Here is a 24,091-nt window from a genome sequence, read left to right as displayed (position 1 = left end):
ATGAACAAAGAAATTTTGGCTGTTGTTGAAGCCGTCTCCAACGAGAAATCACTGCCGCGTGAGAAGATTTTCGAAGCGCTGGAAAGTGCACTGGCTACAGCAACCAAGAAAAAATACGAACAAGAGATCGATGTTCGCGTAGAAATCGATCGTAAAAGCGGTGACTTCGATACATTCCGTCGTTGGGTAATTGTTGAAGAAGTGACCCAGCCGACCAAAGAGATCACGCTGGAAGCGGCACGTTTTGAAGACGAAAGTCTGAACGTGGGTGACTACGTTGAAGATCAGATTGAATCTGTCACCTTTGACCGTATCACTACCCAGACCGCGAAACAGGTTATCGTGCAGAAAGTGCGCGAAGCCGAGCGCGCACTGGTGGTTGACCAGTTCCGCGATCAGGAAGGCGAAATCATTACCGGCGTGGTGAAGAAAGTAAACCGCGACAACATCTCTCTGGAGATCAAATCCGAAGGGATGCCGGGTAACGCTGAAGCGGTGATCCTGCGTGAAGACATGCTGCCGCGTGAAAACTTCCGCCCGGGCGACCGTATCCGTGGTGTGCTGTACGCCGTGCGTCCTGAAGCGCGTGGTGCTCAACTGTTCGTGACCCGTTCTAAACCGGAAATGCTGGTTGAACTGTTCCGTATCGAAGTACCGGAAATCGGTGAAGAAGTCATCGAAATCAAAGCGGCGGCTCGCGATCCGGGCTCCCGTGCGAAAATTGCGGTGAAAACGAACGACAAGCGTATCGACCCGGTCGGTGCTTGCGTTGGTATGCGTGGTGCGCGTGTTCAGGCGGTGTCTACCGAGCTGGGTGGCGAACGTATTGATATCGTTCTGTGGGATGACAACCCGGCGCAATTCGTGATCAACGCAATGGCTCCGGCAGATGTGGCGTCTATCGTTGTTGACGAAGACAAACACACCATGGATATCGCTGTTGAAGCGGGCAACCTGGCGCAGGCGATTGGCCGTAACGGTCAGAACGTACGTCTGGCGTCACAGCTGAGCGGCTGGGAACTCAACGTAATGACCGTTGACGACCTGCAGGCCAAGCATCAGGCTGAAGCCCATGCGGCGATCGATACCTTCACCAAATACCTCGACATTGACGAAGATTTCGCCACTGTTCTGGTTGAGGAAGGTTTCTCTACGCTGGAAGAACTGGCCTATGTGCCAATGAAAGAGCTGCTGGAAATTGACGGTCTGGATGAACCAACCGTTGAAGCCCTGCGTGAACGCGCTAAAAACGCACTGACCACCCTGGCACTGGCTCAGGAAGAAAGCCTTGGCGATAAGAAGCCGGCTGATGACCTGCTGAATCTGGAAGGTCTTGATCGTGCGATTGCGTTCAAGCTGGCTGCCCGTGGTGTTTGTACGCTGGAAGATCTCGCTGAGCAAGGCGTTGATGACCTGGCTGATATCGAAGGTTTAACCGACGAGAAAGCCGGCGAACTCATCATGGCCGCACGTAATATTTGCTGGTTCGGCGACGAAGCGTAATAAACTGTAGCAGGAAGGAACAGCATGACTGATGTAACTGTAAAATCGCTGGCTGCTGAGATTCAGACCTCCGTGGACCGCCTGGTACAGCAATTTGCTGATGCAGGGATCCCGAAGTCCGCTGATGACTCGGTGACCGCGCAAGAAAAACAAACCTTGTTAACGCACCTGAACCGTGAGCACGGTTCTACGCCTGACAAGTTAACGCTGCAGCGCAAAACGCGCAGCACGTTGAATATTCCTGGTACCGGTGGCAAAAGTAAATCGGTACAAATTGAAGTCCGCAAGACGCGCACCTTTGTAAAACGTGATCCGCAAGAGGCAGAACGCCTTGCCGCGGAAGAGCAGGCACAGCGTGAAGCGGAAGAACAAGCTCAGCGTGAGGCGGAAGCTGCCGCCAAACGCGAGGCAGAATTAAAAGCTGAACGTGAGGCCGCAGAAAAAGCGAAACGCGACGCCAGTGATAAAGTGAAGCGTGACGCTGCGGAAAAAGACAAAGTGAGCAATCAACAGACAGACGAAATGACCAAAACTGCCCAGGCTGAAAAAGCCCGTCGTGAAAATGAAGCTGCCGAACTGAAGCGTAAAGCCGAAGAAGAAGCACGCCGCAAGCTCGAAGAAGAAGCTCGCCGCGTCGCTGAAGAAGCACGCCGTATGGCAGAAGAAAACGAGAAGAACGGTGTGAATACCGTTGAACCGACTGAAGACACCAGCGACTATCACGTCACCACTTCTCAGCACGCACGTCAGGCTGAAGATGACAACGACCGTGAAGTAGAAGGCGGCCGTGGCCGTGGTCGTAATGCAAAAGCTGCGCGTCCGGCGAAGAAAGGTAACAAGCATGCTGAATCCAAAGCCGATCGTGAAGAAGCACGCGCTGCTGTTCGCGGTGGTAAAGGTGGCAAGCGTAAAGGTTCCGCTCTGCAGCAGAGCTTCCAGAAGCCCGCTCAGGCTGTTAACCGTGACGTCGTGATCGGCGAAACCATCACCGTTGGCGAACTGGCGAACAAGATGGCGGTTAAAGGCTCTCAGGTCATCAAAGCGATGATGAAGCTGGGTGCAATGGCGACCATCAACCAGGTTATCGACCAGGAAACCGCGCAGCTGGTTGCCGAAGAGATGGGCCACAAAGTTATCCTGCGTCGTGAAAACGAGCTGGAAGAAGCCGTAATGAGCGACCGTGATACTGGCGCTGCGGCTGAACCGCGTGCACCGGTTGTGACCATTATGGGTCACGTTGACCACGGTAAAACTTCTCTGCTTGACTACATTCGTTCTACGAAAGTTGCCTCTGGCGAAGCGGGTGGTATTACCCAGCACATCGGTGCTTACCACGTAGAAACCGACAACGGTATGATTACCTTCCTGGATACCCCAGGCCACGCAGCGTTTACGTCTATGCGTGCTCGTGGTGCTCAGGCAACGGATATCGTTGTGCTGGTTGTTGCTGCAGACGACGGCGTAATGCCGCAAACCATCGAAGCTATCCAGCACGCGAAAGCGGCGCAGGTGCCTCTGGTTGTTGCAGTCAACAAAATCGATAAGCCAGAAGCCGATCTGGACCGTGTTAAAAACGAACTGTCTCAGTATGGCGTTATGCCGGAAGAGTGGGGCGGTGAAGCACAGTTCATCCCAGTATCTGCTAAAGCGGGTACCGGTATTGACGACCTTCTGAACGCTATCCTGCTGCAGGCTGAAGTTCTGGAGCTGAAAGCCGTGCGTAAAGGTATGGCGAGCGGTGCGGTGATCGAATCCTTCCTGGATAAAGGTCGTGGCCCGGTTGCAACCGTTCTGGTTCGTGAAGGTACCCTGCTTAAGGGCGATATCGTTCTGTGTGGCTTCGAATACGGTCGTGTTCGTGCGATGCGTAACGAACTGGGTCAGGAAGTGCTGGAAGCGGGTCCGTCCATTCCAGTTGAAATCCTCGGTCTGTCCGGTGTGCCGGCTGCCGGTGACGAAGTGACCGTCGTGCGTGACGAGAAGAAAGCGCGTGAAGTGGCACTGTATCGTCAGGGCAAATTCCGTGAAGTTAAACTGGCTCGTCAGCAGAAATCTAAACTCGAGAACATGTTTGCTAACATGACCGAGGGTGAAGTTCACGAAGTGAACGTTGTGCTGAAAGCTGACGTTCAGGGTTCTGTGGAAGCGATCTCCGACTCCTTGCTGAAACTGTCTACCGACGAAGTGAAAGTGAAGATCATCGGTTCTGGCGTAGGTGGTATCACCGAAACCGACGCGACCCTGGCTGCTGCGTCCAACGCCATCCTGGTAGGCTTCAACGTGCGTGCTGATGCTTCTGCTCGCCGCGTGATCGAAGCGGAAAGCCTGGATCTGCGCTACTACTCCGTCATCTATAACCTGATCGACGAAGTGAAAGCGGCGATGAGCGGCATGCTGTCTCCTGAGCTGAAACAGCAGATCATCGGTCTGGCTGAAGTGCGTGACGTGTTCAAATCACCGAAATTCGGTGCGATCGCGGGCTGTATGGTTACCGAAGGTACCATCAAGCGTCACAACCCAATCCGCGTACTGCGTGACAACGTGGTTATCTACGAAGGTGAGCTGGAATCTCTGCGCCGCTTCAAAGATGACGTTAACGAAGTCCGTAACGGCATGGAATGTGGTATCGGTGTGAAGAACTACAACGACGTACGCGTTGGCGATATGATCGAAGTGTTCGAAATCATCGAGATCCAACGCAGCATCGATTAATTGAGATCGTAGGCCGGGTTAGCGAAGCGCCATCCGGCAATTATTTCAAAAGGGGCTTAAGCCCCTTTTTTGTCTGGAGAATTTATTATGGCGAAAGAATTTGGTCGCCCACAGCGCGTGGCGCAGGAAATGCAAAAAGAGATCGCGCTTATCCTGCAACGCGAAATTAAAGACCCTCGCATCGGCGTGATGACCACCGTGTCCGGCGTGGAAATGTCCCGTGACCTGGCCTACGCCAAAGTGTTCGTCACCTTCCTGAACGATCAGGACGAAGCGGCCGTGAAGAACGGCATTAAAGCGCTGCAGGAAGCCTCCGGGTTTATCCGCTCTCTGCTCGGCAAAGCGATGCGTCTGCGTATCGTGCCTGAGCTGACCTTCTTCTACGACAACTCGCTGGTAGAAGGTATGCGCATGTCCAATCTGGTGACCAGCGTGGTGAAACATGACGACGAACGTCGTGTTAACCCGACGGACGACAGCAAGGAGGACTAATGAGTCGTCCTCGTCGTCGTGGTCGCGACGTGCATGGCGTGCTGCTGCTGGACAAACCGCAGGGGGCATCCAGCAACGACGTGCTGCAAAAAGTGAAGCGTCTTTATAACGCCAACCGGGCGGGCCACACCGGCGCGCTCGATCCGCTGGCGACCGGTATGCTGCCGATCTGTCTGGGAGAGGCGACAAAGTTTTCCCAGTATCTGCTCGACTCCGATAAGCGTTACCGCGTTATCGCGAAGCTCGGCCAGCGCACGGATACCTCCGACGCGGATGGCCAGGTCGTGGAAGAACGTCCGGTGACCTTCAGTGCTGAACAGCTTGACGCTGCGCTGGAGAGCTTCCGCGGGGACACGATGCAGGTGCCGTCGATGTATTCCGCCCTGAAATACCAGGGCAAGAAACTCTACGAATATGCGCGTCAGGGCATTGACGTTCCGCGCGAAGCCCGTCCGATAACCGTGTATGAGCTGCTCTTTATTCGCCACGAAGGTGATGAACTGGAGCTGGAAGTGCACTGTTCCAAAGGGACGTACATTCGTACCATCATCGACGACCTCGGTGAAAAACTAGGTTGCGGTGCGCATGTTATCTACCTGCGCCGTCTGGCGGTGAGTAAGTACCCGGTTGAGCGGATGGTGACGCTTGAGCACCTGCGCGAGCTGGTTGAACAGGCGGAAGTACAGGGGATCGCGCCAGCAGCGTTGCTGGATCCCTTGCTGATGCCAATGGACAGTCCGGCAGCGGACTTCCCGGTGGTTAATCTTCCTTTAACATCGTCCGTTTACTTTAAGAACGGCAACCCGGTTCGCACGGCGGAAGCTCCGCTGGAAGGGCTGGTGCGTGTGACCGAAGGTGACGACGGTAAGTTTATCGGCATGGGCGAAATGGATGGCGAAGGGCGCGTTGCGCCGCGTCGTCTGGTCGTCGAATATCCGGTCGACGCGTGACGGTGATAACGCCTCATCTTGCGATAAGCAGGGGAGACGAGTAGAATATTGCCGCTTAACGCCTGGTAAATTGTTTAACAATCTGCGAGGCGTACATGGGGTCGCTGAATTAGAGATCGGCACCCTTACATTCTTTATACTTTGGAGTTTTAAAATGTCTCTAAGCGTTGAAGCTAAAGCTAAAATCGTTTCTGAGTTTGGTCGTGGTACTAACGACAGCGGTTCTACCGAAGTTCAGGTTGCCCTGCTGACTGCACAGATTAACCACCTGCAGGGTCACTTTGCAGAGCACAAAAAAGATCACCACAGCCGTCGTGGTCTGCTGCGTATGGTTTCTCAGCGTCGTAAACTGCTCGACTACCTGAAACGTAAAGATGTTGCACGTTACACCGCGCTGATCGAGCGTCTGGGTCTGCGTCGCTAAGTCTTGCGAGTTTCAGAAAAGGGGGCCTGATGGCCCCTTTTTTCAACCAGACGGCAGCAATTCACTGGAAACTATTGTATTGTTGCTATAAATGATCTTCATTGCAGAGGTTCGCGCGGCTAATGAGAGGCTTCACCCATGGGGGTGTCGGTTGTCATTAGTCGCGAGGATGCGAAGAAGGTCGGGTTAAATCGACAGCACGCCGGTGGTGTGCTGTCATACATTTAAGAAAGGACAGAATTTTGCTGAATCCGATCGTTCGTAAATTCCAGTATGGTCAACATACCGTCACGCTGGAAACCGGCATGATGGCACGTCAGGCTACTGCTGCCGTTATGGTAAGCATGGATGACACCGCGGTGTTCGTCACCGTAGTGGGCCAGAAAAAAGCTAAACCAGGTCAGGACTTCTTCCCGCTGACCGTTAACTACCAGGAGCGTACCTACGCTGCCGGTAAAATCCCTGGTGGTTTCTTCCGTCGTGAAGGCCGTCCAAGCGAAGGCGAAACCCTGATCGCGCGTCTGATTGACCGCCCGGTTCGTCCGCTGTTCCCGGAAGGCTTCGTTAACGAAGTACAGGTTATCGCAACCGTAGTTTCCGTTAACCCACAGGTTAACCCGGACATCGTTGCGATGATCGGTGCATCTGCTGCCCTGTCACTGTCTGGTATTCCATTCAATGGCCCAATCGGTGCCGCGCGCGTGGGTTACATCAATGACCAGTACGTGCTGAACCCAACTCAGGAAGAGCTGAAAGAAAGTAAGCTGGACCTGGTTGTTGCCGGTACTGAAGCGGCGGTTCTGATGGTTGAATCCGAAGCAGAACTGCTGAGCGAAGACCAGATGCTGGGCGCTGTGGTCTTCGGCCACGATCAGCAGCAGATCGTTATCCAGAACATCAACGACCTGGTGAAAGAAGCCGGTAAGCCACGTTGGGACTGGCAGCCAGAAGCAGCAAACGACGCGCTGAACGCACGTGTTGCGGCACTGGCAGAGTCTCGTCTGAGCGACGCGTACCGCATCACCGACAAACAGGAGCGCTATGCTCAGGTTGATGTGATCAAATCTGAAGTGACCGCGACCCTGGTTGCTGAAGACGAAACGCTGGACGCTAACGAAATTGGCGAAATCCTGCACGCTATCGAGAAAAACGTTGTTCGTAGCCGCGTACTGGCCGGCGAGCCGCGTATTGATGGCCGTGAAAAAGACATGATCCGTGGTCTGGATGTGCGTACTGGCGTACTGCCACGTACTCACGGTTCCGCACTGTTTACCCGTGGTGAAACGCAGGCCCTGGTCACCGCGACCCTGGGTACCGCTCGTGACGCACAGATCATCGACGAACTGATGGGCGAGCGCACTGACAACTTCCTGTTCCACTACAACTTCCCTCCGTACTCCGTAGGGGAAACCGGCATGGTTGGCTCGCCGAAGCGTCGTGAAATTGGTCACGGTCGTCTGGCGAAGCGCGGCGTGCTGGCCGTGATGCCAGAAGCTGACAAATTCCCGTACACCGTACGTGTGGTGTCTGAAATCACCGAATCTAACGGTTCTTCTTCCATGGCTTCCGTATGTGGTGCTTCTCTGGCACTGATGGATGCAGGCGTGCCGATCAAAGCCGCTGTTGCGGGTATCGCAATGGGCCTGGTGAAAGAAGGCGACAACTTCGTTGTTCTGTCTGACATTCTGGGTGACGAAGATCACCTCGGCGATATGGACTTCAAAGTGGCGGGTTCCCGCGACGGTATCTCTGCACTGCAGATGGATATCAAAATTGAAGGTATCACCAAAGAGATCATGCAGGTTGCTCTGAACCAGGCTAAAGGTGCGCGTCTGCACATCCTGGGCGTGATGGAACAGGCGATTAACGCGCCGCGTGGCGACATTTCTCAGTTCGCTCCACGTATCCACACCATCAAGATCAATCCAGACAAGATCAAAGATGTTATCGGTAAGGGCGGTTCCGTAATCCGTGCGCTGACCGAAGAGACGGGCACCACCATCGAAATCGAAGATGACGGTACTGTGAAGATCGCAGCAACCGACGGCGAGAAAGCGAAATTCGCTATCCGTCGTATCGAAGAGATCACCGCTGAAATCGAAGTGGGCCGTATCTACAACGGTAAAGTGACCCGTATCGTTGACTTTGGCGCGTTCGTTGCCATCGGTGGCGGTAAAGAAGGTCTGGTTCACATCTCTCAGATCGCTGACAAGCGCGTTGAGAAAGTGACCGATTACCTGCAGATGGGTCAGGAAGTACCGGTTAAAGTTCTGGAAGTTGACCGCCAGGGCCGTATCCGTCTGAGCATTAAAGAAGCAACCGAGCAGTCTCAGCCTGCTGCGGCGCCGGAAACTCCGGCTGCTGAACAGCAAGGCGAGTAAGGTTGCCATTTGCCCTCCGCATTGCGGAGGGCCTGGTATCAGGCAGGACGCCTTGTTAAGCCGCCGGGGGACAGGACGTTCATCCAATAGTTGTCTTCGGGAGTGGGAAATGAAGCCTTTTTTGCGCTGGTGTTTCGTTGCGACAGCTTTAACGCTGGCAGGATGCAGCAACTCTGCCTGGCGTAAGAGCGAAGTCCTCGCAGTGCCATTGCAACCGACTTTGCAGCAGGAAGTGATTCTGGCACGCATGGAACAAATTCTTGCCAGTCGGGCTTTAACCGATGACGAACGCGCACAGCTTTTATATGAGCGCGGAGTGTTGTATGATAGTCTCGGTCTGAGGGCATTGGCGCGAAATGATTTTTCACAAGCGCTGGCTATCCGACCTGATATGCCTGAAGTATTCAATTACTTAGGCATTTATTTAACGCAGGCAGGCAATTTTGATGCTGCCTATGAAGCGTTTGATTCTGTACTTGAGCTTGATCCAACTTACAACTACGCGCACTTGAATCGCGGTATCGCATTGTACTACGGCGGTCGTGATAAGTTAGCGCAAGATGATCTGCTGGCGTTTTATCAAGACGATCCTAATGATCCTTTCCGTAGCCTGTGGCTTTACATCGTTGAGCAGAAGCTCGATGAGAAGCAGGCAAAAGAGGCCCTGAAACAGCGCTTCGATAAATCGGACAAGGAACAGTGGGGATGGAACATTGTCGAGTTCTACCTGGGCAACATCAGCGAAGCAACGCTGATGGAACGCCTCAAGGCGGACGCAACGGATAACACCTCGCTCGCTGAGCATCTCAGTGAAACCAACTTCTATTTAGGTAAGTACTACCTAAGTCTGGGGGATAAGGACAGCGCTACGGCACTGTTCAAATTAGCGGTTGCTAACAACGTACACAACTTCGTTGAGCACCGTTATGCATTGTTGGAATTATCGCTCTTGGGCCAGGAGCAAGACGACCTGGCAGAATCGGACCAGCAATAGCTGACGACATAAACATCAGCCCGTAATCTTTTGATTGCCATCACCTTAACTGGTGAGGGCGTTGTTGTTCGTCAATACACCTACTTTGAGCCGGTTCACACTTTTCAATGAAAATTGCTAATCATTTTCACGATGAGCTAAGTAGACTGGCCGCCATTAATATCGAGGCACTTGTACTACATGGCTGAATTCGAAACCACTTTTGCAGATCTGGGCCTGAAGGCTCCTATCCTTGAAGCCCTTAACGATCTGGGTTACGAAAAACCATCTCCGATCCAGGCTGAGTGTATCCCACACCTGCTTTCTGGTCGTGACGTGCTGGGCATGGCCCAGACTGGTAGCGGTAAAACTGCAGCGTTCTCGCTGCCGCTGCTGAACAACATCGATCCGGACCTGCGTGCACCGCAGATCCTTGTCCTGGCTCCAACCCGTGAACTGGCTGTTCAGGTTGCTGAAGCCATGACGGAATTCTCTAAACATATGCGCGGCGTAAACGTGGTAGCCCTTTATGGTGGCCAGCGTTATGACGTGCAGTTACGCGCCCTGCGCCAGGGCCCACAGATTGTTGTCGGTACGCCGGGCCGTCTGCTGGATCACCTGAAGCGCGGTACGCTGGATCTCTCTAAACTGAGTGGTCTGGTACTGGACGAAGCAGATGAAATGCTGCGTATGGGCTTCATCGAAGACGTCGAAACCATCATGGCGCAGATCCCAGAAGGTCATCAGACCGCGCTGTTCTCTGCTACCATGCCAGAAGCGATTCGTCGTATCACCAAACGCTTCATGAAAGATCCTCAGGAAGTGCGTATTCAGTCCAGCGTCACCACTCGCCCGGACATCAGCCAGAGCTACTGGTCTGTGTACGGCATGCGCAAAAACGAAGCGCTGGTACGTTTCCTGGAAGCGGAAGATTTTGATGCGGCGATTATCTTCGTGCGTACCAAAAACGCGACCCTGGAAGTGGCTGAAGCGCTGGAGCGTAACGGCTACAACAGCGCAGCACTGAACGGTGACATGAACCAGGCTCTGCGTGAGCAGACGCTGGAGCGCCTGAAAGACGGTCGTCTGGATATCCTGATTGCAACCGACGTGGCAGCACGTGGTCTGGACGTTGAGCGTATCAGCCTGGTTGTTAACTACGACATCCCGATGGATTCCGAGTCTTACGTTCACCGTATCGGCCGTACCGGTCGTGCGGGTCGTGCGGGCCGTGCGCTGCTGTTCGTTGAGAACCGCGAGCGTCGTCTGCTGCGTAACATCGAACGCACCATGAAGCTGACTATTCCAGAAGCTGAACTGCCAAACGCAGAACTGCTGGGCAAACGCCGTCTGGAAAAATTCGCCGCGAAAGTACAGCAGCAGCTGGAAAGCAGCGATCTGGATCAGTACCGTGCACTGCTGTCGCAGATTCAGCCTACGGCTGAAGGCGAAGAGCTGGACATGGAAACCTTGGCTGCGGCACTGCTGAAAATGGCGCAGGGCGAACGTACTCTGATCGTGCCACCTGATGCGCCAATGCGTCCTAAGCGTGAATTCCGTGACCGTGACGATCGCTTTGAACGTCGTGGCCCACGTGGTGACCGTCCAGAGCGTGGTGGTGAAGACCGTCCACGTCGTGAACGCCGTGAAGCGGGCGATATGGAACTGTACCGCATTGAAGTGGGCCGTGATGATGGTGTTGAAGTTCGTCACATCGTTGGCGCGATCGCTAACGAAGGCGACATCAGCAGCCGTTACATCGGTAACATCAAGCTGTTCGCATCCCACTCTACCATCGAGCTGCCAAAAGGTATGCCGGGCGAAGTACTGCAGCACTTTACTCGCACCCGCATCCTGAACAAGCCGATGAACATGCAGCTGCTGGGCGATGCTCAGCCACGTCCTGACCGTGGTGGCGAACGTCGTGGCGGTGGTCGCAGTTTCGGCGGCGAGCGTCGTGAAGGCGGTCGCACAGAAGGTCGCGGTGGTGAAGGTCGTCGTTTCTCCGGCGAGCGCCGCGAAAACCGTGGCCCACGTCGTGAAGAAGGCACCAGCCGTCGTCGTTTCGGTGACGCGTAAGCCTTACGCTTCTGACGTAAAGTAAAATATACAGCCCCGATAAATGCTATCGGGGCTTTTTTTATTCCCTTTGTACTCTTGTACTGGTACAGTGCGTCACACTAAAATGCAGAACCGCATAATTGACTGGAGAAAAGGCTGTATGGCGACACTAACCACCACCCAAACGTCACCTTCGCTGCTTGGCGGCGTGGTGATCATCGGCGGAACCATTATAGGTGCCGGGATGTTCTCCCTGCCCGTGGTCATGTCCGGTGCGTGGTTCTTCTGGTCGCTGGCGGCGCTGGTCTTTACCTGGTTCTGTATGCTCCATTCCGGGCTGATGATCCTTGAGGCGAACCTCAACTACCGCATTGGCTCCAGCTTCGACACCATCACCAAAGATCTGCTGGGCAAGGGCTGGAACCTGGTAAACGGGCTTTCCATCGCGTTTGTGCTCTACATTCTGACCTACGCGTACATTTCCGCGAGCGGTTCGATACTGCACCACACCTTTGCTGAGATGTCGCTAAACGTTCCGGCGCGTCTGGCGGGTCTGTGTTTTGCTCTGGGCGTGGCCTTTATCGTCTGGATGAGTACCAAAGCGGTGAGCCGCATGACGGCGATTGTGTTGGGCGCCAAGGTCATCACCTTCTTCCTGACCTTCGGTAGCCTGCTGGGGCACGTCACGCCCGCCACGCTGTTTAATGTCGCGGAAGTGAATACTTCCTACACCCCGTACCTGCTGATGACGCTGCCGTTCTGTCTGGCATCGTTTGGCTACCACGGTAACGTGCCGAGCCTGATGAAGTACTACGGCAAAGATCCACGCACCATCGTGAAGTGTCTGGTCTACGGTACGCTGCTGGCGCTGGGCCTGTATGTAATTTGGCTGCTGGGTACGATGGGCAACATCCCGCGCCCGGCGTTCATCGATATTGCGCAGAAGGGCGGTAACATTGATGTGCTGGTTCAGGCGTTGAGCGGCGTGCTGAACAGCCGTAGCCTGGATCTGCTGCTGGTGATCTTCTCCAACTTTGCCGTGGCGAGCTCTTTCCTCGGCGTGACGCTGGGTCTGTTTGACTACCTGGCGGATCTGTTTGGCTTTGATGATTCCGCGATGGGACGTTTCAAAACGGCGCTGCTGACGTTCCTGCCGCCCGTTGCGGGGGGGCTGCTGTGGCCGAACGGTTTCCTGTACGCCATCGGCTATGCGGGTCTGGCGGCAACCATCTGGGCGGCGATTGTGCCGGCGCTGCTGGCGCGTAAATCACGTAAACGCTTCGGTAGTCCTAAATTCCGCGTCTGGGGTGGCAAACCGATGATTGCGCTGATTCTGGTGTTTGGGGTGGGTAACGCGGTGATTCACGTGCTGTCGAGCTTTAATCTGTTGCCGGTATACCAGTAAAACGTGCGGCTTGCCCCCTCACCCCGACCCTCTCCCAAAGGGAGAGGGAGCAAAGCAAAAAACTACCCCACCAACTCCTCTTTCACCTGCATCGCCAAATCAAACGAATGCAAACGCGCCTGGTGATCGAAAATCTGGCCGTTAACCATAATCTCATCCGCCTGCGTTTCACGCAGCACCGCTTCCAGACCGTGCCGCACATTCGCTTTATCCCCCACCAGTGACATGCTCAGCGCCTGCTGCACGCCATACTGCTCAGAGGCAGACCACAGCTGATGCATATTCTCCACCGGCGGTGGAAGTTGCCCCGTCTCACCGCGGCGCAACTTCACAAACGCCTGCTGCATGGAGGTAAACAGGAATTCAGCATCGCGATTACTGTCGGCGGCAATGATGTTAATACACACCATCGCGTACGGTTTCTCCAGACGTCCAGACGGTTTAAAGTTCGTACGATAGAGATGCAGAGCCTGATGCAGCATATCCGGTGCGAAATGCGAGGCAAACGCAAACGGCAGACCCAGCTGCGCGGCAAGCTGCGCGCTATAAAGACTTGAACCCAGCAGCCACACCGGGATCTTCTCGCCGTAGCCCGGCACCGGGCGCACGTGTGGGTTCGGATCGCGCGCGTCAAACCAGTCAACCAGTTCAGCCACATCGCGCGGGAAGTTGTCGATATCGCCGCTCATATGGCGACGCAAGGCGCGCATGGTCGGCTGGTCGCTACCCGGCGCACGACCCAGCCCCAAATCAATACGGCCAGGATAGAGGGTATTTAGCGTGCCAAACTGCTCGGCAATCACCAGCGGGGCGTGGTTCGGCAGCATCACGCCACCGGAGCCCAGGTGCAATGTCGTTGTGTTCGCCGCCAGATAACCAATCAGAACCGAGGTGGCGGCGCTGGCAATACCGACCATGTTGTGGTGCTCGGCCAGCCAGTAGCGATGGTAGCCACGCTTTTCAGCCAGTTGAGCCAGATCGAGAGAATGCGAAAAGGCTTCTCTGGCCGAGGAGCCTTGTGGGATCGGCGCCAGGTCCAGCACCGAAAACGGAAGGGTTTTGTCAGTCATAACAGCTCACTTTGTCGACGGTCAATCTTTAATACTGCATTAAAAAATGATAACCGTTGTTAACAAAGTGAGCCTTTTTTAGGCCTGCAGTTCCAGCCCGGCCAGGCGTTTCCAGTAACCATTACAGTCGCTGTTTGCCGTTAGCGGCAGCGGAGCTGCGCCGGTTTCATTTGCGCGGAAGGCGTCCAGCATTGTGAACACGCCGGTATCCAGAGGGGATAAACGCACCATATCCACCAGGCCGTCCATTGACGCCAGTTCGTTGCCCAGGTTATAGACATAGCCGCTCATGGTCTGGATCCCGTTCAGGACAAACACCTGCTGATTTTCCTGGGATAGCACGCTGCGCCCGTTCGGGTACTTGATGCAGCAGGTTTCACACTCGTCTTTCGGGCGGTCTTCCGAACGCGCGGTAAAGCAGCGCGCGGAATAAGCCAGCGGAAGATGGCCGTAGCTCAGCACTTCCACTTCAAATTGATTGCGAATGCCGAGATCGTCACACTGCGTCAGCAGGTTTACCAGCCAGTCGCGGGAGAGTTCCACCGGCATACACCAGCGCGTCATTCCCTGTTTGAGCAGCAGGCGCAGCGTGACGGCGTTATAGCAGTTCAGTGCATGACCCGCGACGAACGGTAACTTACGTTCGGCGCACATGTTGACCACGCCCAGGTCACTCGCTTCCAGCAGGAACTCACCGTTTTCAACGTAGCGTTTCAGTTCACCCAGTTCGGACGAGGCTTGCACCAGCGCGAGCGTCGAGAGCACCACCTGTTTACCGCTTCCGACGAGACTTTTCGCCATCTCCAGCCAGTCGCCCACTTTGGTGGCGCGGCGCTTGCTGCACACGGCTTCACCGAGATAAATCACATCAGCGCTGCTGGTGGCGGCCTGTTGGTAAAAATCTTCCAGCGTCTCTTTTGGCCAGTAGTAGAGCACCGGTCCTAATGAATATTTCATGGTTATCTCACTGCCATTTACGGTGATACGCGCCAAGCGTCGTTTGCGTGCCTTCGGACATAGAACCGAGCGTCTCCATCCAGGCTGCCTGCGGAGCATAGTTTTGCGGGTCCGCCATGCAGCGGTCGATAGCCTGACGCCAGACTTTCGCCACCTGGCTCACATAGGCCGGGCTACGCTGGCGACCTTCAATTTTTACCGAGGCAATATTCGCCGCCAGCAGTTCCGGCAGCAACTCCAGCGTGTTGAGGCTGGTAGGCTCTTCCAGCGCGTGGTAGCGCTCACCGTCAACCAGATATCGACCTTTGCATAACGTTGGATAACCCGCGTTTTCGCCGTCCTGATAGCGGTCAATCAACACTTCATTCAGGCGTGATTCCAGCCCCTGCGGGGTTTGTTGCCAGCGGACAAAGCGGGCAGGAGAGCAGGCCCCAACGGTATTGGGTGATTCACCGGTTAAATAAGAAGAAAGGTAGCAACGGCCTTCGGCCATGATGCACAGGCTGCCAAAGGCAAAAACTTCCAGCGGCACTGGCGTGACGCGCGCGAGTTGCTTAACCTGATGAATGGAGAGCACGCGGGGCAGCACCACGCGAGCGACGTCAAAGTGTTGATGATAAAAACGCACGGCCTCTTCATTCGTGGCTGATGCCTGAACAGAGACGTGGCGCTCAATATGCGGATAGCGTTCTGCCGCATACTCAAGCATGGCGAGGTCGGCCAGGATTAACGCATCGGCACCCAGCTGTGCGGCCATATCTACCGCGCGCTGCCAGCGGGCATAGCCGTCAGGATGCGCAAAGGTATTAATGGCAATATGCAGTTTGCGGCGGTGCTGGTGAACGAAGTTAACGGCTTCCTGAAGCTTTTTCTCCGTAAAGTTGAGGCCAGCAAAATGGCGGGCGTTGGTATCATCTTTCAGCCCGATATAGACCGCATCGGCCCCATTTTCGATGGCCGCCTTAAGCGCCGGTAGGTTACCGGCAGGGCAGAGCAGCTCCATAAATTATCCTGATGTAGTCGATCGCAAAATTGTTAACGAGCTGGGATTTTAATTAACCCCTGGGCGACAATTTTTGATTTAAGGCAGCTAATGGCGTATTGATGACACCAATAATGAGCGTCACCGGACGACGGTTTGTTGATTTACGCCGCTATGTTGTGCGTCGGATATGGCAAAATAACGGGACTATTGCTATCAGGGAGTAAAGCTCGTGCTGGATAAACTGCGTTCACGTCTCGTACAATTCGGTCCATCAATGCTGAGCGTGCCGGTGAAACTGGCGCCGTTCGCGCTAAAACGTCAGGTGCTCGAGCAGGTCCTGAGCTGGCAATTCCGCCAGGCGCTGCAGGACGGCGAGCTGGAGTTTCTGGAAGGCCGCTGGCTGAGCATTGAGGTGCGTGACATCGGGCTGCGCTGGTTTACCTCGGTTGAGAATGATCAACTCATTGTACGTGAGTCCGCCGAGGCGGATGTGAGCTTTAGCGCCAGTGCCAGCGATCTGCTGATGATCGCCGCGCGTAAACAGGATCCGGATACGTTATTCTTCCAGCGCCGTCTGGTCATTGAAGGCGATACGGAGCTGGGTCTGTACGTGAAAAATTTAATGGATGCCATTGAGCTGGAGCAGATGCCGAAAGCGCTGCGCGTGATGTTGATGCAAATGGCAGATTTCGTTGAGGCTGGGCTGAAAACCCCGCCTGACAGTAAACACACTTCAGTAGGTGAGCCATGCTGATTCGAGTCGAAATTGGGATTGATGCACCGGGTATCGATGCGTTGTTACGCCGCGCTTTTGAGAGCGATGCGGAGGCCCAACTGGTCCACGATCTCCGTGAAGACGGCCTGATTACTTTAGGGCTGGTAGCCACCGATGACGAAGGTCAGGTTGTTGGCTATGTTGCTTTCAGCCCGGTAATTGTTCAGGGCGAAGATCTGCAGTGGGTAGGCATGGCACCGCTGGCGGTCGATGAGAACTATCGCGGCCAGGGCCTGGCGCGCCAGCTGGTGTATGAAGGGCTGGACTCGCTGAATGAGTTTGGCTATGCCGCCGTGGTCACGCTGGGCGATCCGGCATTTTATGGCCGCTTAGGCTTCGAGCAGGCCGCGCATTACGATCTGCGCTGCCGCTGGCCGGGTACCGAATCCGCCTTCCAGGTACATCGCCTGGCGGATGATGCCCTGAACGGTGTGAGTGGCCTGGTTGATTACCACGATCACTTCAATCGTTTCTGAGCAGGCTTTCGCGTAGCGCCTCAAATGAGCCGTCTCCGGTAACGAGGCGCTCTTTCTGGCGCTTCGTCAGCTGTTTAATCCGGTATTCCAGCCTGAGCGCCAGCGACCTGTCGCCGACGGCGGCGTAAAAAGCCAGCTGAAGTTCACCTTTCCCCCGCAGCGCTTTTGCCCCTTTCCCCGTTTGATGTTGTAAAAAACGCCGCGCCACATCGGTAGTGATCCCGGTGTAGAGTGCGTTATCAGCGGTTCGGACGAGATAGAGAAACCAGCACACGGTAAACAGATTCAGTATGTTAAGGTGAACGCACCATAGCATGAGAGAGAGCGAAAATGGAAACACTGGCAGCCATTAACCGCTGGCTGGCGAAGCAGCATGTCGTCACCTGGTGCGTCTGTAAAGACGAAGAGATGTGGTGCGCGAACGCCTTTTATTACTACGATCCCGAGCGTGTAGCCTTCTATGTCATGAGCGAAGACAAAACGCGGCATGCGCAAATGACCGGCCAGCAGGCGAAGGTGGCGGGTACGGTAAATGGCCAGCCCAAAACGGTCGCGCTGATCCGTGGCGTGCAGTTCAAGGGAGAGATCCGTCGGCTGGAGGGAGAAGAGAGCGACGCGCGCCGTAAGCACTACACGCGCCGCTTCCCGGTTGCCGCTGCGCTAAAAGCCCCGGTGTGGGAAATCCGCCTCGATGAGCTGAAATTTACCGACAACACGCTGGGCTTTGGCAAGAAGCTTCACTGGCTACGCGCCGAGCAGGCGTAGCGCTTCCCGGTTAAACGCCGGAAGATCGTCCGGGGTCCGGCTGGTGATCAACTGGTCTTTGTCGTTGACCACTTCCTGATCGTAAAACTCAGCCCCCGCATTTTTCAGATCGATCACGATCGGTTTCACCGCCGTCAGCTTACGTCCGCGGACCACGTCGGCGCTGATCAGCAGCTGCGGGCCGTGACAGATAGCAAAGACCGGTTTTCCGGTAGCGACAAAATCACGTGTGAAAGTGACGAAACGCTCGTCCCCGCGCAGGGAATCCGGTGAATGGCCGCCGGGTAACAGCAGGGCGTCGAAATCAGACGGGCTGACGTTATCGATGGTTTCGTCGATGGTCACGCTGGCTTCGCCCTTATGGCCTTTCACCGTTTTGCCCGCTTCTTTCTCAATGGTAATGACCTCATGTCCCGCCTTGCGGAATGCCTCTGCAGGAGAGGTGAATTCTGAATCTTCAAACTCGTCGGTAATCAAGACTGCGATTTTCTTGCCCATGCTTCCTCCGTTGTTTTGGCTTCAGACTGATTTTTCTCCGCTTGTGGTAAATACTTACCTGTCACAGACTTCTAAGTGTGGTCGACCACGCTGAGTTCGCAAACGGACAATTCTGTAAAGGGGATACGATGAGCCAGGTACTGATTACGGGCGCAACCGGGCTGGTCGGCGGGCATCTGCTGCGGCTGCTGATCCAGGATCGCCATATTAACTATATCGCCGCACCGACGCGTCGCCCGCTGCTGGATATCTCCGGCGTCTTTAACCCGCACGACCCGCAGCTCACCGACGCGCTGGCGCAGGTGCAGGACCCGATTGATATCGCCTTTTGCTGCCTCGGTACGACGCGGCGTGAGGCGGGCAGTAAAGAAGCCTTTGTCCATGCGGATTACACACTGGTTGTGGATACCGCACTGACGGCGAAAAAATTGGGGGCAAAGCATTTTCTGGTGGTCAGTTCTCACGGCGCGAGCAACGGCTCGCCGTTTTTTTACAACCAGGTGAAGGGCAAGATGGAAGAGGCGCTGATTGACCAGAAGTGGGAATATCTGACCATTGTGCGGCCTTCCATGCTGATGGGGCACCGCGACGAACGGCGCTTTAACGAGTCTGTTTTCGCTCCGCTGTTTCGCATCCTGCCGGGTAACTGGAAGTCCATTGAGGCGCGGGATGTCGCGCAGGCGATGCTGAAAGAGGCGCTGGCACCGTCGCAGGAAGGGGTCAATATCATCCCTTCGGCAAAACTGCGTGAAATCGCGCAGGGCGAGGCGTAAACTTCTCCGGCTTATTCAATAACACTCTCCGGGGAATGGTATGACTGGTCAGTCTTCATCTCAGGCGGCGACACCTGTCCAATGGTGGAAGCCCGCACTCTTCTTTCTCGTGGTCATCATTGGCCTCTGGTATGTGAAATGGCAGCCGTACTATGGCAAGGCCTTCACCGCCGCCGAAACGCACAGCATTGGTAAATCGATACTCGCGCAGGCGGATGCCAGCCCGCTGAAGGCGGCGTGGGATTACGCCATGGTCTACTTCCTGGCTGTCTGGAAAGCTGCGGTATTAGGCGTCTTGTTGGGGTCGCTGATTCAGGTACTTATTCCGCGAAACTGGCTGGTGAAAACCCTCGGGCAGCCACGCTTTCAGGGCACCTTGCTGGGGACGATTTTCTCTCTGCCGGGCATGATGTGTTCATGCTGTGCAGCCCCTGTGGCCGCAGGAATGCGCCGTCAGCGTGTCTCGATGGGCGGTGCACTGGCGTTCTGGATGGGCAACCCGCTGCTCAACCCAGCAACGCTGGTGTTTATGGGCTTTGTGCTCGGCTGGCATTTTGCGGCTATCCGCCTGGTTGCCGGGCTGCTGACGGTGCTGGTGGTGGCGACGCTGGTGCAAAATCTGGTGAAAGAGAAAGCGCCAGAGCCCGCTTCTGTTGAACTGGACATCAGCGAGCCGCAGGGCAGTTTCTTTGCCCGCTGGGGTAAAGCGCTGTGGCAACTTTTCTGGAGCACCATTCCGGTTTATATCCTGGCGGTTCTGGTGCTCGGCGCGGCGCGCGTCTGGCTGTTCCCGCATGCGGATGGCGCGATTGATAACACGCTGATGTGGGTGATTGCGATGGCCGTTGCTGGCTGCCTGTTTGTGATCCCAACGGCGGCTGAAATTCCGATTGTTCAGACCATGATGCTGGCTGGCATGGGCACCGCGCCCGCGCTGGCGCTGCTTATCACCTTGCCGGCCATTAGTTTGCCGTCGCTTGTCATGCTGCGTAAGTCTTTCCCGGCAAAAGCGCTGTGGCTGACAGCGGGGCTGGTAGCGTTAAGTGGGGTGCTGGTGGGAAGCATTGCGCTTCTGTGAAAAAAAAAGCCCGGTGGCGCTACGCTTACCGGGCCTACAGTGAGGTTTTTTTATTTGATGTAAGTAAACGCGGTGGTGACGTGCTTCACGCCGCTGACCCGGCTGGCGATATCCGCTGCCGCTTTCCCTTCACGGTCGGTAACCAGACCCAGCAGGAACACTTCACCGTTTTCGGTCGTCACTTTTACGTTTGAGGATTTCACCTGATCTGAACCCAGCAGCTGGGAACGGACTTTTGTGGTGATCCAGGTGTCAGACGACGCCGTACCCAGGCTGATTGGCTGGCCCTGACGGATTTCATTGAAGACTTCCGTAGTGCCCTCAACGCCCATGGCGATCTGTTTCGCGCGGCTGGAGAGTTCGGTATTCGGTGACTGACCCGTCAGCAGGACTTTGCCCTGATAAGCCGTCACATTGATACGCGCTTCTTTCTTAATTTGTTCGTCTTTCGACAGCGCACTGTTGACGCGCAGCTCCAGCGTACCGTCATCCACCTGCGTTCCTACAGAGCGTGGATCGGTCGCCGCTTTGGTGCCTACTGCGGCAGTACCCACGACAGCCGCAGCGATACATCCCTGAAGCAGCAATGCAGACATAAGGACTGCGAGGGTCGATAAAGCCTTCATAAAAACTCCTTAATCATCCTGGTGAGGGAAAAGCGTGTTATCGATCAAATCGCATAAGCAGTTTACCGTAAGCATATGCATCTCCTGAATGCGTGCGCTACGGTGAGACGGAATGCGGATTTCCACATCCTGCGGCCCCAGCAGACCCGCCAGTTCACCACCGTCATAGCCGGTTAAGGCGACGATAGTCATGTCACGGGTGACCGCGGCTTCAACGGCTTTGACAATGTCCCGACTGTTGCCGCGCGTGGAGATGGCCAGCAGCACATCACCGGCATGCCCCAGGGCGCGCACCTGCTTTGCGTAAATTTCGTCATGCAGACGATCGTTAGCAATCGCTGTTAAGACCACATTATCGGTATTAAGTGCAATGGCAGGTAAACTCGGGCGTTCGGTTTCAAAACGATTAATCATGCTGGCAGCAAAATGCTGTGCGTTGGCGGCTGAGGTACCGTTGCCACAACAGAGGATTTTGTTGCCATTAAGCAGGGATTGCACCAGCGTCATTGCAGCACGAGAGATCGCGTCCGGAAGGGCTTCCGCCGCGGCAATCTGAGTCTGGATGCTTTCTGTGAAGCACACTTTAATTCTTTCGAGCACGTTATCCCTTTTAAATCGTAATTATGCGTCTTCGCCAAAAGCGTTTTTAAGCCATTCGATCTCATTTCCGGTGAAGGCTATCACATCGAACCGGCAATCCACAGTATCAAAACTTCCATTATGGCGGGCAAGCCACAAGTGGGCAGTCTGTAATAATTTATGTTGTTTGGCGAGCGTCACGCTGGCGGCAGCACCGCCAAAACGGGAAGACTGTCGAAAGCGGACTTCTACAAACACAATCACCTGACCCTCTTTCATGATCAGATCAATTTCGCCGCCACGTCCGCGAACGTTAGCGGCGATAAAATGCAGTCCTTTGCCTTCAAGCCAGCGACGCGCTTTTAACTCCCACGCATCGCCGGTCTCTTTACGGCTTAACTGGCCGGGACGATTTGTCCCTGCTGGTATTTGAGCCATGATAACTTCCTGTTGATCACGCAGTCCTGCGTCGCGGTCAGATCGCCCGTGTTGCCGTTAAGCTCAAAGCCCGGTACCTGACGCATCTGGGTAAAGTGGTTCGCCAGCGCCCATGCATCGACCCCCATGGCATACAGACGCGCCAGTGAGTAGTCGTTACGTACGCTGCTCAGCGCCTGCTGCATCAGCGCCGGGTTGCTGCCCGCGAGCATCGGAATTTCACTGTACTGCAGGCCGTCCATTTCCAGACGGAAATCGGGGCCAGCGGTGCCTTGCGCGCTGCGGGAACTGGCATAGAGCGTTGCGCCGCTCTGGCTGCCGTTACGCATCGCAATCATCGGTTTGATAAAGGCGATCTCTTGCGGTGTGGCAACGATATAAGCCGCATCCACTTTTCCACCGCCGCCGATCTGCGCATCGGTAGGTGGGGCAGGGATGGTCAGTCCACCAATGGTCACGCCCTGCTGCTGTGGCAGGCTGGCGGTCACCGGGCTGCCGTTAAGCGCGATACCCGCTCCGCCGTTTACGCCCGCGCGCAGTTCTGAGACGGAACCGAATTTCTGCTGCAGCACGATACCGCCGCCCAGCTTTTGCCACTCATCGGCGAAGGCATTCGCTACGCGATCGCCTAGCGTACTGCGCGGGATGAGCAACAGTGGAGCCTGTTTACCCTGCTCGTGGATATGACGTGCCGCATCGCGAGCTTCGTCTTCCGGAGAGAGCGCGAAGTAGCAAATATTGGCCCGGTTCTGAACCTGCTCCGGCTGGTTGAGCGCCAGCACGTTTAGCGTGGTATTGCTCTTCATCAGCTCTTCCACGTTGTTTTTCAACAGCGGACCGACAACGATGCTCGCCCCGTCCTGTTGCACCTGAGCCAGTACCTGGTCAAGCGGCTGCGAACTGGTGTCGTAAATTTTCAGTTCGGTGCCAGGATTAGCGCTGGTGGTCGCCACGGCCTGCGGCTGCGCGGCAGGTGGAGTGGTTGGTTGTGCTGGCTGTTGTTGAGTTTGTTCTGCTGTTGCCTCAGGCGCTGCAGGAGAAGCAGGTGTCTCCACTGGCGCCTGTGTTGCTGGTTCTGCAGCAGGCGGAGGCGTCGTCGGTGCGGTCACCGGGTTTTGCATCGTGCCTTGCGCCGGGGTTTGCGCCGTGGTCAGATCGCTGGTCTCGGCGGCGGAAGGGCTGACAACATCATTCACGTTGGCCGCCTGTGCTGCCTGCACCGGCACCGCGCTGCCCGTCACCGGCATAGTGCCGTTTTTCGCCGCTTCAAAGCCCTGTTGAATCGTACGGCCAAACACCGCCGCCTGACCATTCAGCGGCAGAAGCAGTGCAATTTTGCTGGTCGATGCTGGCTTAAAGTTCTGCACGTTCACCAGCTGGGTTGGCAGCATTTTGGCGCCCGGGTTTTGCGGGTAGCGAGTCTGCCAGTCGGTAATACCGGCCTTCAGCATCTTAGGGTCGGTGCGGTTGTTAAACCACATCTGTTGGAGATCAAGCCAGCCCTGCAGCACGTTCTCATCCGCGTTGATGACCAGCGCCTTTGCCTGATCCGGGGTCATGGCGGCAAGAGCCTGCCAGGTGGCATCAATATTTTTCTGCTTGTCGGCACCGGCAAGCAGCGGTTCCTGAGCGATAAGCGCGCGGAGCAGCGTCAGGGAAGGACGCCCCTGTTCAGCGGTGATACCCGCCTGCCAGAAGCGTGCCTGCTGGTTTTTATCCAGCGCGCTCAGGTCGATGCTACCCAGGATCTTTTTCGCGCTGTCATACTCTTTCTGCGCGACCTTCAGCTCGGCAGAGAGCAGGCTCTGCTCAAGACGCTGGGTATCGTTAAGATCTTTCGGCAGCTGGCCGAACAGCTCTGCAGCCTGCTGGATTTTTCCCTCTTTCAGCAGTGCACGAATGGCGAGTAATTGCCAGTTGATCCTGGTATCATTTGAACTCTGCGACATTTGTTGCAGATAAAAGCCAGAATCAGCCTGAGCGGAACCCTCAAGATGGGCGGTGCTCTGGTCAGGTGCCTGGGTGCCGCAGCCTGCAAAGATCAGGGCTGCCAGCAGAAGCGGCACGCTGCGCGTGGCTTTTTTTCGAAGAAACGTTAACGGTACCATACTGTATCCAGTGATTTTTTTTACGCAATGCTCAATATTAAATCGGCAATACGGACGAAACA

24 protein-coding genes are annotated in these 24,091 nt (G+C 55.4%); 15 read left to right on the top strand and 9 right to left on the bottom strand.

Going from position 1 to position 24,091, the window contains the following annotated elements; all coding sequences use genetic code 11:
- From nusA to mtr, 10 genes are all read left to right on the top strand, one after another.
- The gene (gene nusA / locus ACOTYN_RS07910) at nt 1-1,503 is read left to right on the top strand and encodes a transcription termination factor NusA (RefSeq protein WP_014885374.1); all 1,503 of its coding nucleotides are present in this window, start codon (nt 1-3) and stop codon (nt 1,501-1,503) included.
- 24 nt (nt 1,504-1,527) lie between these two features.
- A complete protein-coding gene (gene infB, locus ACOTYN_RS07905; RefSeq protein ID WP_014885373.1) occupies nt 1,528-4,215 on the top strand; it encodes a translation initiation factor IF-2 in 2,688 nt (895 codons plus the stop codon).
- Nucleotides 4,216-4,302: 87 nt separating this feature from the next.
- Nucleotides 4,303-4,707, top strand: a complete 405-nt coding sequence (gene rbfA / locus ACOTYN_RS07900) for a 30S ribosome-binding factor RbfA (protein WP_014885372.1) — start codon at nt 4,303-4,305, stop codon at nt 4,705-4,707.
- On the top strand, nt 4,707-5,657 hold the full coding sequence (gene truB, locus ACOTYN_RS07895; RefSeq protein ID WP_014885371.1) for a tRNA pseudouridine(55) synthase TruB: 951 nt from the start codon (nt 4,707-4,709) through the stop codon (nt 5,655-5,657). Before rbfA ends, truB begins: the two co-directional genes overlap by 1 nt.
- A gap of 154 nt (nt 5,658-5,811) precedes the next feature.
- On the top strand, nt 5,812-6,081 hold the full coding sequence (gene rpsO / locus ACOTYN_RS07890; RefSeq protein WP_003861789.1) for a 30S ribosomal protein S15: 270 nt from the start codon (nt 5,812-5,814) through the stop codon (nt 6,079-6,081).
- 242 nt (nt 6,082-6,323) lie between these two features.
- Complete coding sequence (gene pnp / locus ACOTYN_RS07885; RefSeq protein ID WP_023331391.1) at nt 6,324-8,462, top strand: polyribonucleotide nucleotidyltransferase; 2,139 nt, start codon at nt 6,324-6,326, stop codon at nt 8,460-8,462.
- 109 nt (nt 8,463-8,571) lie between these two features.
- The gene (nlpI, locus tag ACOTYN_RS07880) at nt 8,572-9,456 is read left to right on the top strand and encodes a lipoprotein NlpI (protein ID WP_013098912.1); all 885 of its coding nucleotides are present in this window, start codon (nt 8,572-8,574) and stop codon (nt 9,454-9,456) included.
- 107 nt (nt 9,457-9,563) lie between these two features.
- Nucleotides 9,564-9,644, top strand: a complete 81-nt coding sequence (gene yrbN, locus ACOTYN_RS07875; protein WP_097397692.1) for a protein YrbN — start codon at nt 9,564-9,566, stop codon at nt 9,642-9,644.
- Nucleotides 9,637-11,514, top strand: a complete 1,878-nt coding sequence (locus tag ACOTYN_RS07870; protein WP_071922866.1) for a DEAD/DEAH family ATP-dependent RNA helicase — start codon at nt 9,637-9,639, stop codon at nt 11,512-11,514. Before yrbN ends, ACOTYN_RS07870 begins: the two co-directional genes overlap by 8 nt.
- 142 nt (nt 11,515-11,656) lie before the next feature.
- The gene (mtr, locus tag ACOTYN_RS07865; protein ID WP_059373477.1) at nt 11,657-12,901 is read left to right on the top strand and encodes a tryptophan permease; all 1,245 of its coding nucleotides are present in this window, start codon (nt 11,657-11,659) and stop codon (nt 12,899-12,901) included.
- A gap of 62 nt (nt 12,902-12,963) precedes the next feature.
- Here mtr and ACOTYN_RS07860 read toward each other — a convergent pair whose 3' ends face one another.
- From ACOTYN_RS07860 to ubiU, 3 genes are all read right to left on the bottom strand, one after another.
- Nucleotides 12,964-13,971 carry a luciferase-like monooxygenase gene (locus ACOTYN_RS07860; protein WP_071922867.1) on the bottom strand — a complete coding sequence of 336 codons (1,008 nt, stop codon included), beginning with the start codon at nt 13,969-13,971 and terminating at the stop codon, nt 12,964-12,966.
- A 78-nt stretch (nt 13,972-14,049) separates the two neighbouring features.
- Complete coding sequence (locus ACOTYN_RS07855; RefSeq protein WP_071922868.1) at nt 14,050-14,928, bottom strand: U32 family peptidase; 879 nt, start codon at nt 14,926-14,928, stop codon at nt 14,050-14,052.
- A 7-nt stretch (nt 14,929-14,935) separates the two neighbouring features.
- On the bottom strand, nt 14,936-15,931 hold the full coding sequence (gene ubiU / locus ACOTYN_RS07850; protein ID WP_014885366.1) for a ubiquinone anaerobic biosynthesis protein UbiU: 996 nt from the start codon (nt 15,929-15,931) through the stop codon (nt 14,936-14,938).
- Between the two features lie 211 nt (nt 15,932-16,142).
- On the opposite strand from ubiU, the gene ubiT reads away from it, so the two are divergent.
- Nucleotides 16,143-16,667: a ubiquinone anaerobic biosynthesis accessory factor UbiT gene (ubiT, locus tag ACOTYN_RS07845; RefSeq protein WP_014885365.1), complete on the top strand. Its 525-nt coding sequence runs from the start codon at nt 16,143-16,145 to the stop codon at nt 16,665-16,667.
- On the top strand, nt 16,661-17,164 hold the full coding sequence (locus ACOTYN_RS07840; RefSeq protein WP_014885364.1) for a GNAT family N-acetyltransferase: 504 nt from the start codon (nt 16,661-16,663) through the stop codon (nt 17,162-17,164). Before ubiT ends, ACOTYN_RS07840 begins: the two co-directional genes overlap by 7 nt.
- Here ACOTYN_RS07840 and ACOTYN_RS07835 read toward each other — a convergent pair.
- The gene (locus ACOTYN_RS07835; protein ID WP_023331388.1) at nt 17,151-17,480 is read right to left on the bottom strand and encodes a GIY-YIG nuclease family protein; all 330 of its coding nucleotides are present in this window, start codon (nt 17,478-17,480) and stop codon (nt 17,151-17,153) included. The two genes, ACOTYN_RS07840 and ACOTYN_RS07835, sit on opposite strands and share 14 nt — an antisense overlap.
- A gap of 14 nt (nt 17,481-17,494) precedes the next feature.
- On the opposite strand from ACOTYN_RS07835, the gene ACOTYN_RS07830 reads away from it, so the two are divergent.
- A complete protein-coding gene (locus tag ACOTYN_RS07830; protein ID WP_023331387.1) occupies nt 17,495-17,929 on the top strand; it encodes a YhbP family protein in 435 nt (144 codons plus the stop codon).
- Here ACOTYN_RS07830 and ACOTYN_RS07825 read toward each other — a convergent pair.
- Nucleotides 17,909-18,427: a type 1 glutamine amidotransferase domain-containing protein gene (locus ACOTYN_RS07825; RefSeq protein ID WP_014885361.1), complete on the bottom strand. Its 519-nt coding sequence runs from the start codon at nt 18,425-18,427 to the stop codon at nt 17,909-17,911. The two genes, ACOTYN_RS07830 and ACOTYN_RS07825, sit on opposite strands and share 21 nt — an antisense overlap.
- 128 nt (nt 18,428-18,555) lie before the next feature.
- Here ACOTYN_RS07825 and ACOTYN_RS07820 point away from each other — a divergent pair, with 128 nt between their 5' ends.
- Together ACOTYN_RS07820 and ACOTYN_RS07815 are read left to right on the top strand one after the other, a co-directional pair.
- Nucleotides 18,556-19,200 carry an NAD(P)H-binding protein gene (locus ACOTYN_RS07820; protein ID WP_332957666.1) on the top strand — a complete coding sequence of 215 codons (645 nt, stop codon included), beginning with the start codon at nt 18,556-18,558 and terminating at the stop codon, nt 19,198-19,200.
- A 40-nt stretch (nt 19,201-19,240) separates the two neighbouring features.
- Nucleotides 19,241-20,278 (top strand): permease, encoded by a 1,038-nt coding sequence (locus tag ACOTYN_RS07815; RefSeq protein WP_023337853.1) that lies wholly within the window; start codon nt 19,241-19,243, stop codon nt 20,276-20,278.
- Nucleotides 20,279-20,328: 50 nt separating this feature from the next.
- On the opposite strand, the gene dolP is transcribed toward ACOTYN_RS07815, so the two are convergent.
- From dolP to ACOTYN_RS07795, 4 genes are read right to left on the bottom strand one after another with little or no spacing between them, the layout of a single operon-like run.
- On the bottom strand, nt 20,329-20,904 hold the full coding sequence (gene dolP / locus ACOTYN_RS07810; RefSeq protein WP_014171764.1) for a division/outer membrane stress-associated lipid-binding lipoprotein: 576 nt from the start codon (nt 20,902-20,904) through the stop codon (nt 20,329-20,331).
- Between the two features lie 9 nt (nt 20,905-20,913).
- Nucleotides 20,914-21,504, bottom strand: coding sequence for a DnaA initiator-associating protein DiaA (diaA, locus tag ACOTYN_RS07805; protein WP_003861754.1), 591 nt, complete (start codon nt 21,502-21,504; stop codon nt 20,914-20,916).
- Between the two features lie 21 nt (nt 21,505-21,525).
- On the bottom strand, nt 21,526-21,921 hold the full coding sequence (locus tag ACOTYN_RS07800; RefSeq protein WP_014885358.1) for a YraN family protein: 396 nt from the start codon (nt 21,919-21,921) through the stop codon (nt 21,526-21,528).
- Complete coding sequence (locus tag ACOTYN_RS07795; protein WP_248082343.1) at nt 21,879-24,029, bottom strand: penicillin-binding protein activator; 2,151 nt, start codon at nt 24,027-24,029, stop codon at nt 21,879-21,881. The genes ACOTYN_RS07800 and ACOTYN_RS07795 overlap by 43 nt, the downstream gene beginning before the upstream one ends.
- Nucleotides 24,030-24,091: the final 62 nt, after the last annotated feature.

This window comes from Enterobacter cloacae complex sp. IR5458 (assembly GCF_049238025.1).
In the GTDB taxonomy this organism is placed as follows: domain Bacteria; phylum Pseudomonadota; class Gammaproteobacteria; order Enterobacterales; family Enterobacteriaceae; genus Enterobacter; species Enterobacter kobei.
This window is presented reverse-complemented; position numbering and strand designations above follow the sequence as displayed.